At 63.0% G+C, this 9463-nt stretch carries 6 protein-coding genes; 5 read left to right on the forward strand and 1 reads right to left on the reverse strand.

All coding sequences use genetic code 11. The annotated features are described in order from the left end of the window. The first annotated feature begins 2 nt into the window (after window positions 1-2). From HFRIS_RS21170 to HFRIS_RS21180, 3 genes are read left to right on the forward strand one after another with little or no spacing between them, the layout of a single operon-like run. Window positions 3-884 (forward strand): EAL domain-containing protein, encoded by an 882-nt coding sequence (locus HFRIS_RS21170; protein WP_051110951.1) that lies wholly within the window; start codon window positions 3-5, stop codon window positions 882-884. Further along, window positions 874-1533, forward strand: coding sequence for a response regulator (locus HFRIS_RS21175; protein WP_051110952.1), 660 nt, complete (start codon window positions 874-876; stop codon window positions 1531-1533). The genes HFRIS_RS21170 and HFRIS_RS21175 overlap by 11 nt, the downstream gene beginning before the upstream one ends. A 21-nt stretch (window positions 1534-1554) precedes the next feature. After that, window positions 1555-4821, forward strand: coding sequence for a hybrid sensor histidine kinase/response regulator (locus HFRIS_RS21180; RefSeq protein ID WP_006465052.1), 3267 nt, complete (start codon window positions 1555-1557; stop codon window positions 4819-4821). 10 nt (window positions 4822-4831) lie between these two features. Here the strand turns inward: HFRIS_RS21180 and HFRIS_RS21185 are convergent, their stop codons facing one another. After that, window positions 4832-5923, reverse strand: coding sequence for a porin (locus tag HFRIS_RS21185; RefSeq protein ID WP_006465053.1), 1092 nt, complete (start codon window positions 5921-5923; stop codon window positions 4832-4834). 395 nt (window positions 5924-6318) lie between these two features. Between HFRIS_RS21185 and HFRIS_RS21190 the strand changes: the two genes are divergently transcribed. Further along, a complete protein-coding gene (locus tag HFRIS_RS21190) occupies window positions 6319-9027 on the forward strand; it encodes a type VI secretion system Vgr family protein (RefSeq protein ID WP_152486733.1) in 2709 nt (902 codons plus the stop codon). Between the two features lie 45 nt (window positions 9028-9072). Continuing rightward, a partial coding sequence (locus tag HFRIS_RS21195; protein WP_006465055.1) for a phospholipase D-like domain-containing protein occupies window positions 9073-9463 on the forward strand: 391 nt, incomplete at its 3' end.

Consider the following 9463-nt stretch of genomic DNA (forward strand, 5'->3'; position numbering starts at 1 on the left):
TTATGCTTGGCCTCACTTATCACAGCACCAGGAGTGACAGGATGCCCGCGATGACGCGCGCGCAGCTGTTGCAGGCGCTGCGTCGACGGCAGTTCCTTCCCTTCCTGCAAGCCATCGTCGGTACCGATGGCCAATGGCTGGGTGCCGAGATCCTGATGCGATGGCAACATCCGCAAGCCGGGATGCTGCCGCCGGGCAGTTTTCTGCAGAGGCTGGAGGAGGAGGGACTGTTGGCGGCGGCCACGCGGCAGATGCTCAGACAACTGAGCATCGCCTGGAAGCGGGCGCAGGTGCGTCTGTTGCAACCCTTCTTTCTCTCCTTCAACGCATGTGGCCAGCAATTGCACGACGATACCCTGGTGGCGCAATGTCAGGCCCTGTTGCAAGACTTGCAGGAGGGGCAGCTACGCTTGATGATCGAGATGCCCGAACGCGGCGGCGATCTCGGGCCGGTGCATTGCCGTCGCCTGTTCGCCCAGTGCGAACATGCCGATATCGCCATAGCGCTCGATGATTTCGGCGTCGGTGACGCTCGCCTGCACCAACTGGCCTGTGGCCGCATCAGTTGCCTCAAGCTCGACCGTTCATTTGTTGCTGCCATGCACGGAAATTCCATGTACAGTCGCCTGATCGAAAAGATCGTGGCACTGGCCGCGGTATTCGGTGCCTCCGTCACCGCCGAAGGTGTCGAGACCCTGGCGCAGTGGCAGGGCCTGCGCCGCATCGGGGTGAGACGCTTCCAGGGATATTACTTTGCCAGGCCGATGGCGCTGCCGGATTTTTTTGCCAGGTTGAATCACGTCAGGAGGCCGGTAGGCGGTCACGCCACACAAGCATCGACGATGAAGCCAGTTTCGGAAAGGGGGTGTTGCCGTGACGACTAGAGGGGTAACGATACGGGTCGGCATTGCCGATGATTTTCCGGTGGTTCTGCGCGGGATAGAGGCGATCCTGGCGCCCTGCACGGACATCGCACTGCACTTTTCCGCCGAGAGCATCGCCCAGCTCATGGCAGCGCTGGCGCAGACACCGGTCGATGTACTGCTATGCGACTACGCTTTCGACGACGACCCGCACGCTGACGGCCTGGACCTGCTCAAGCGGCTGCGCCGCCACCATCCGGCAATGAAGGTGATCTTCCTCAGCGCCCACGCCCAGCCGCAGATCATCTCCAGCGCCCTGGAGCTGGGCGCCGCCGGATTCATCGGCAAGAATCGCAGTGATTTCGTCAACCTGCCACAGGCCATCTACAGCGTGCAGGGAGGCCAGGTCTACCTGCCGCAGTCCCTGTCGTCGGCCCTGCTGGGCAGCCTGTTCAGCGTCAACCCGCGTCAAAGCGGCCTGGGCCAGCTGTCCGAGCGCGAGCTGGTGGTGGCGCGCATGATCTGCCAGGGCATGTCCATCACCGCAATCGCCGAACGACTTCACCGCAGCCCCAAGACCATCAGCAACCAGAAGGTGGCGGCGATGAAGAAGCTGGGCGTGAGCAATGACGTCGAACTGAGTCGCGTCTTCCAGAGCCTGGGCGACTGATCCAGCGCACCACCGGAACCCATGCCACGCCAGCTCCTCGCCCTTTCCGAGCGCTACTATCGGCGCCTGCTCTACTGCTGTGCCTGCCTGTTGTCGGCGGCCATCGTTTGCGCCATCCTGTTCCTTGGATACAGCGCCTTTTCCCAGTTCCGAGAACGCCAGATCGGCACCTTCACCAGCAAGCGCGAGCAGATCAAGTCCGAGGTCGACCGGCTGACAGCGCGTGTGGTCCAGTTCGCCGAAATGTACGCACGCCTGCAACATCTTTACAAGAGGGAATTGCTGACGCTGGAGGGTTATACCGGCAACGTCGGTGGCGGGCAGATCACCCGCAGTCCGGAAAACTTGACGGTGGTACCGTTCTCGCTCCTGGTCCGCAGCGATACGGCCGCCGACCGCCTGCGCTTGGCCAGCCTGCTGCTCCTCTTGCGTCAGGCGTCGGCCCTGCCGATGTTCAATCCTGCCGAGCCAGGGGTGACGCTGGACGGTTTCATTTATACGGCCGATGCCGGTTTCCTGGCGGTCTCGCCACCGCTGGAGGGCGCTGAGCTCGCTCTGGTGAGGCAACAGGGTATCGCGCGCTTCATCAGCGCTCTGGGGGCACCGGTCAACGCCGCCTTCGCCGCCGAACGAGAGCGTGCCGCCCGCGCCCAGGGCAGCACCGGACAGCGGGTGCTATGGATGAGTCCGGCCTTGAGCGCGCCGCTGGTGCGTAATGCGGTGACCAGGCTGGCCGTGCGTATCCAGCTGGACAAGGGCGATGAGGCCACGGCCGTCTTCTCGGTCCCGGCCAGCCAGTTCCGCCAGTTCTTCATGAAGAACGAAGATACCCCTGGACTGTTCGTCTTCGAAGGACAGGGTAGCGTCCAGTTGTTGAGCCAGCCGGACAGCCAGGTCGATCCGGGCCTGATGCAGCACATCCAGGAGCATGTGCGACGCGAGATGGATCCGCATGATCACGTCGGCCATTTCCATGACGATGGCAGCTTCTTCATCGCCCAGACCATCGAGGGGCCGGATTGGGTGGTGGTCTATACCTTTACCTGGCGCGACGTGCTGGCCGGCCTTCAGGGCAACTTCATCACCGGCGCGTTCTGGGGGCTGTTCTCCTTGCTTTTCGTGTGGGCAGCCACCTTGTACTTTGATCGTTGCGTGATCGGCCCGCTACAGAAGAAAGCGCTGGCGATGGTGGAAAGTCGCCAGTTCAGCCAGACCATCATTGACACCCTGCCGGTGGGTATCGCCGTCTATGCGCCGGGCTCCGGCGAGGTGGTGCTGCGTAATGCAGTGGCGGCACAGATGCTGGAGCAATCTGCACTGCCCAGCGCCGGCTTCTACGCCCAGATCCTCACGGCGGTGCGGGTGGGTGACGATCTGCGCCAGGCCATGATCGAAGCCGAACTGCCTTTGCGCGACGGCGGCGTGAGCCACCTGGGGGCAGTGTGGTCGCGCACCCGCTTTTCGGGTCAGGATGTGCTACTGCTGGGCATGATCGACCTCAACATGCAGAAGGCGCATGAAGCCCTGATGCGCGACGCCAGGAGCATGGCGGACCGTGCCAACCAGGCCAAGTCCATGTTCCTGGCCCAGGTCAGCCACGAGATCCGCACCCCCTTGCACGGGGCCATCGGTCACCTGGAGTTGCTGACGCGTGAAGACCTGTCGGCGCCGCAGCGCCAGCGTATCGAGCTGATCCGGCATGCCTTCGACATGCTCATGAGCCTGGTCAACGACATTCTCGACATCACCAAGATCGAGTCACAGAGCATCACGCTGGCTTCCGAGCAGTTGCAGGTCAACGAACTGCTCGAAGAATGCGCCCAGCTGTTCGCGCCGCTGGCGCTGGACAAGGGACTGCAGTTCCGCTGTCTGCCGGATGTCGCGCTGGAACGTCCGCTGCGCGGCGATCCACGTCGGCTGATGCAGATCCTGCAGAACCTGGTTGGCAATGCGGTCAAGTTCACCAGCACCGGCAGCATCACGTTGTCCACGCGCCTGCTGCGCGTTGCCGAGGGGGTGAGCGTGGTGCGTTTCGAGGTGGCCGATACCGGCATCGGTGTTTCGTCCGGGGCGCGCCAGCGCATCTTCAAGTCCCTGCAACAGGCCGACGACAGTATCAGCCAGCGCTTCGGTGGCACCGGACTGGGCCTGTCGCTGTGCCGGCGCCTGGCCGAGTTGATGGGGGGCGATATCACCCTCGCCAGCGAGCCGGGGAAGGGCAGCGTGTTCGGCGCCGAGATTGTGCTGCAGACCCTGCCGCAAGCGGATTCGCAGCATGCCGCCCCGCTGCGTGGACGACAGGTGGCGTTGCATGCCGGTGAGGCGAGCACCGCAGCCATGCTGCGCGCCTACCTCAAACATTGGGGTGCCGAGCCGGTCGAGCCGGAGTCGGCCGGCCTGACCACCATTCATCTGGTGGCGCCGGACAGCGTAGAAGCCTTCGTGGCTGCGCCTGTGAGTGCATCGAAGACGGCCGTGCTGATCCGTGCCGATGTGGTTCGCCACAGCAGCAGCGTGACGCACTGGCGCCAGGTCAGTGCCTTCGACCGCCATGCCTGGCGGATGGCCCTGAGCCAGCAGGATGGAATGATCGTACCGCCATGGCGAGGCCGGCCGCAGGCCGTGCAGCTGCCCGCCGCACCGGACATGCTGGATGTGCTGGTGGTGGAGGATGACTACGTGAACCTGACCCTGATCCAGCAACAGCTGCAGGCGTTGGGCTGTCAGCGCCTGCGGTTGGCACGCGATGGCCTGGACGCCCTGGCGCAATGGCAGGCGCAGCGCGCCGACCTGCTCATCACCGATCTGGACATGCCGGGGCTGGACGGCGTCGCGCTGGCCCGACGCGTGCGTCAGGAACATGCGCGGGCATGCATCATCGCCACTACCGCCGCCGGCCCGGACAGCCTGGCACACTTGCCCAGCGGACTGTTCGATGCCCTGCTCTATAAACCAGGGTCGCTGCAGCAGATGCAGGAACTGCTATCCCGTTTCGGCCGCCCGGCAGCGCCGGTACAGGACCAGGGTGACCCGCTGCAAAAGGTACTGCTGGATGCTTTTCGGCACAGTTGGCCGCAGGAGCGGGACAAGTTGCAGCAGGTCCTGCAGTGCGGCGATGGCGAACGCGCCGCACGCATCCTGCATCGCCTGCAGGGTGGTCTGCTGGCCATGGGCCGCGAGCATCTGGCCGAACGCAGCCAGATGCTACAGACGGCACTGGCCGACGGCGAGCCGGATGCAATGCAGGCCATCCTGCAATGGATCGCCGTGGTCGACGCCGAGATCTGAGGGATCAAGCTCAGAAGGTATGACGTACACCCGTCATCACGCCGAACTGGTTCATGCCGACCCCGACCGTCCCGCCCACGTCCAGCGGGATCGCGGCGCTGCCGCCGTTCTTCATGTATCCCACCGAGCTATACAGCGCAGTGCGCTTGGAGAGGTTGTAGGTCAGGCGCGCCACCGACAGTGTGGAGTTGTTGGACGTGCCCTTGATCTTGAGCCGTGCCACCTGCGCGTCCAGCACCAGCGCGACCGACAGCGGCGTGGAGAAGCCCAGGTAGTACAGGTCCGAATCGGTATTGGCGGTGGCTGCGCGGGTCTTGCGGTCGATCACGCCGCCGCCGATCTTGCTCTGGCCCAGCATCACGTAGCCATTCAATGTGACGCGCTGATCGTGATTGTTGCTGCTGGTGAGGCCATTGGCGGCACCGGTGTTGCCGTACAGGATGTCGTAGGAACTGGAGATGCCGTAGCTGCTGCCGTCATAGGCCAGCATACCGGTGATCTGGCGACAAGCCTTGGCATTGCCGGCCACTTCGCCGGCACAGTTGGTGGCGCTGGCACCGCCGGCGCTGGAGGTATCGCGGCCGAAGCTGTAGGTGGCGCCGACGGTCAGACCGTTGAAGCTGCCCAGGTAGCCGATGGCATTGTCGCTGCGGGCGTTGGGGATGTACGAATCGATGCTGCTGATGGAAAAGATGTTGGGACCCATCACATCCGACTTGGCCGTGACCAGGTAGGTCATGTTGACCTGCCGACCCAGCATCAGGCTACCCCAGCCATTCTTCAGGCCGACGTAGGACTGCCGGCCGAACAGGCGATTGCCCTGGCCCATGGCACCGGTATCGACGGCGAAGCCGGACTCCAGCACGAACATGGCCTGCAGTCCGCCACCGAGGTCTTCGCTACCCTTGAAGCCCAGGCGTGACGGAAACGAGGCCGTCAGCGACGGCATCTTCAGGACCGAGTTGCCGGCAGCGTTGGCGTGGGTGGTATAGACCACGCCGGTATCGATGATGCCGTAGATGCTGACCTGGCTTTGCGCCAGCGCCTGCTGTGCACAAGTCATTGCCGTGAGCGCCATGGCGCCTGCGACCAGTTTTTTCATGCTCTTCCCCATGTTGATTGAATTGAGTGGACCGGATGTGGAGGTGGCAAGCGCGCAGACCGACCTGCCGTGACGCCGTGCGCGTGGACGCACGACCTCATCGCTTGCTGCGGCGATCATAGGGAATCGGAACGATGAAAAATATCCGGCGCTTGCATCTTGCGGGCGCGCGACTATCCACTTTTTACGTGCGTGGATTTTTCAGGCCTGATGGCGAAGCTATCGGTGCGAATTGAGTTGCCCCATTTTGATGAATGACCGAATCAGTTTGGTGCAGCGAAAAACTTCGTCGAAATTTTTCGGAAGCAGCCAATTAGTTCAACAAGGTGCAAGAACAAGAGCGCGCGCTGAGCCGATACTGCCTCCCCGGTCCGGATCATCCTTCTCTTGCTGCCATGAATATCCTGAAAATGCTGCATCAGCGGCATCAGCACCATCGCCTATTGCGTCTTTCCTTTCCTCACGACGACGCCCCCTCGGCCCCGCTGATGATCCACCGTTTCAGTGGTCACGAATCGATGTCGAGAGACTTCTGCTTCACGCTGGAATTGCTCAGCGACGACGCCACCATTGCACTGGAAAGCATGCAGGGTAAGCTGCTCTGCGTGTCGCTGGTGCTGGCCGATGGCCGGTTGCGCCCCTTTACCGGTTATGTATCGCGCTTTACCTTCGTCAAGACCGATGGCGCGATCGCCTTTTATGAGGCCATTCTGGTTCCGTGGCTGCACTACGCGCGCCTACGCCGCAACAGCCGTCTCTTTCATCAGCAGACGATAGAGCAGCAGACCCACGCGATCCTCAAGGCCTACAGTGGGCTGCCACGCTGGCGCTGGTCGGTCGTACGCAAGCAGCCGCAATACACCATGTGCACGCAGTGGGACGAGAGCGACCACAACTATCTGTCGCGGCGTTGGGCGGCCGAGGGATACGCCTACTGGTACGAGCATGCCGAGGATGGCCACACCCTGGTCGTGAGTGACGACACCTGCGGCGCCCGCCCTCTCGACGAGGACGGTGCGGAAATCCGCTTCCACAGCAAGGGCGGGGCGCAGGACGAAGACGCCATCGCGCAGTGGCGCGTGACCAGGCAGGTGGTGCCGGCCCGTTCGGTGGTCACCGGCTTTGATTTCAAGCAGCCCTATCCGCGTGAGACGGAAATCCGCACGATCGTCCAGCAGGGGGCCACCGCCCGCGTGGAGGAGCATCGCTACCTGGGCCACTATGGATTTCGCAACCTGGCTGATGCGGAGCGCCTGGTGCGCCTGCGCATGGAGGAACTTGAAGCCCGCACCTTGCAGTTCGAGGCCAACGGGAACAACCGTCACGTGACACCCGGCAGGTCGTTCCGCCTGCGTGAACATTTTCGCCACGGCAAGGATGACGGACAATTCCTGATCCTGGAAGTCCATCACGAGGCCTGCAACAATTATCTGCAAGGCGCCGATATGGAGGCGCATTACAGCAACCGCTTCGTTTGCCAGCCATTGGATAGCCCCTGGCGCCCCGGCCCGGGTTTTGACAGTGTCGATACCCGGATTGCTACCTTGCAGACGGCCACCGTAGTCGGGCCTAAGGGCAAGGGCAGCCTCAACGTGGACCGCTACGGCCGCATCGAGGTGCGCTTCCATTGGGATCGGGAGCAGACCAGCAGTTGCTGGGTCCGCGTTGCGACCAACTGGGCTGGCTCCCGGAGCGGGCTGGCCACTCATCCTCGGGTGGATTCCGAAGTAGTGGTGCAGTGGCTGGACGGAAATCCTGATCATCCCCTGGTCACGGCCTGTGTCCATAACGAGGCGAACATGCCGCCCTGGGACCTGCCGCAGCAGCGTGCGCTGACCGGCCTGCGTAGTCGCGAGCTCACCCCCGAGGGGGGCAACCGTGCCTTGGGGAGAAGCAATCATCTGGTCCTGGACGATACCTGGAAGCAGATCCAGGTCCAGCTCAAGAGCGATCATCAGTCCAGCCAACTCAGCTTGGGTCACATTACCCGTATCGATGACCACGTCGGTCGCAAGGATGGCCGGGGGCAAGGCTTTGAACTGCGTACCGACGGTCACGGCGCGGTGCGTGCGCAGCGCGGCCTGCTGCTTACGACCGAAGCCCGGCCAGGCGCCGAAGGCCATATTACCGACATGGCCGAGACGGTGGCGCGCATGGAGCAGGGCGCCGATCTGCATGACAGCTTGTCGCTGGCCGCCCTGCAGTCCGGGGCGCAGCGGGACGGTGACCAGCGACAGGTGGCGGCGGCACTGCATCAGCAGAATGATGCCGTCAAGGGCCGGGTCATTGGCAACGAAAGTGGCTTCCCCGAATTCCAGCAACCCCATCTCACCCTCTCTAGCCCGGCCGGCATCCAGACCAGCAGTGCCGGTTCGACGCATCTGCTCAGCCACCAGCACACGGCCTTGACGAGCGGCGCCCATGCCAGCATCAGCGCCGGTAAGAGCCTGTTGGCCAGCGCCAGGGATGCGGTACGCCTGTTCGCCTGTAAAGCCGGCATGAAACTGGTGGCCGCCGCCGCCGATATCGACATCACCGCGCTTAGGGACAGCATCAACATCCTGGCGAAACTGAACATCACTCACACCGCCAATCGCATCAGCATCACCGCCAAGGAAGAAGTCCTCATCAATGGCGGGGGCAGTTACATGCGCTTCAATGCGGGCGGCATCGAACAAGGCACCAGCGGCAATTGGCAGGCGCATGCAGCGCAGTACAACCTGGATGGCCCCGCCAACGCCCCCCAGGTGAGCTTGCCGGAGCCGGTCAAGTTGGAGGAACTCAAGCAGAAGCAAAGCCTGGCCTTCCTGCTGCGTTCGCACTCGATGCCGGGCCGGATCTTCGCGCACGAACCGTATGCCCTCTACAAGGACGGCGCCAAAGTGGCCGACGGCATGACCGACGGACGTGGACAGCTGGTCGTCAAGGATCACGCGCCAGGTACTACCGATTACGTCGTCAAGTTGAGCAACGGCCATGAGTTCGAATTGCCGGTCAAGGCCGCGCTGGATTCGGAGGACGACAGCCTGGCCGCGCGTGGCTATCGCGCCGCTGACGAGGACGTACAAGACCGCCAGCGCAATCGAGAGTTCAGGGAAGGCTGATCCCGCCCGCCTTTTTGATTCACCCCTTATTCATCCAAGCGCATCATGCCCACCACCCACCGCAAATCCCGCGTCCCCATCAGTGAAGCCTCGCCCATCAGCTGGGGCAGTGCGCAATGGCTGCTCGAAAGCGAGCACGACAAGCACGCTCCCATCCACCGCTGCAACAAGCTGACCATGCTCTACTGCGGCGAGGAAGGCTTTCGCAGCATTCACAACGACATCAAGCAAGCCCGCGCCAGTGTGGAGATCATCTGCTGGGGCTTCGACCCGGCCATGGAGCTGGAGCGTGAAGGAGGTCAATGGCCACGTGGCGAGAGCTGGGGCACTCTGCTGCGCAATGTTGCCGCAGGCCGCTACAACGGCGGCAAGCCGGTGCAGGTGCGGCTGTTGTCGTGGTACGGCTTCATCGGCAGTTCGCTGGCCAATAATATGG

This window comes from Herbaspirillum frisingense GSF30, from assembly GCF_000300975.2.
Lineage (GTDB): Bacteria > Pseudomonadota > Gammaproteobacteria > Burkholderiales > Burkholderiaceae_D > Herbaspirillum > Herbaspirillum frisingense.

What these genes read in the sequence shown, in the direction of transcription:
- HFRIS_RS21170 (WP_051110951.1), top strand. Translation starts at nt 3, where the DNA reads ATGCTTGGCCTCACTTATCACAGCACCAGGAGTGACAGGATGCCCGCG.
- HFRIS_RS21185 (WP_006465053.1), bottom strand. Translation starts at nt 5,923, where the DNA reads ATGAAAAAACTGGTCGCAGGCGCCATGGCGCTCACGGCAATGACTTGT.
- HFRIS_RS21190 (WP_152486733.1), top strand. Translation starts at nt 6,319, where the DNA reads ATGAATATCCTGAAAATGCTGCATCAGCGGCATCAGCACCATCGCCTA.
- HFRIS_RS21180 (WP_006465052.1), top strand. Translation starts at nt 1,555, where the DNA reads ATGCCACGCCAGCTCCTCGCCCTTTCCGAGCGCTACTATCGGCGCCTG.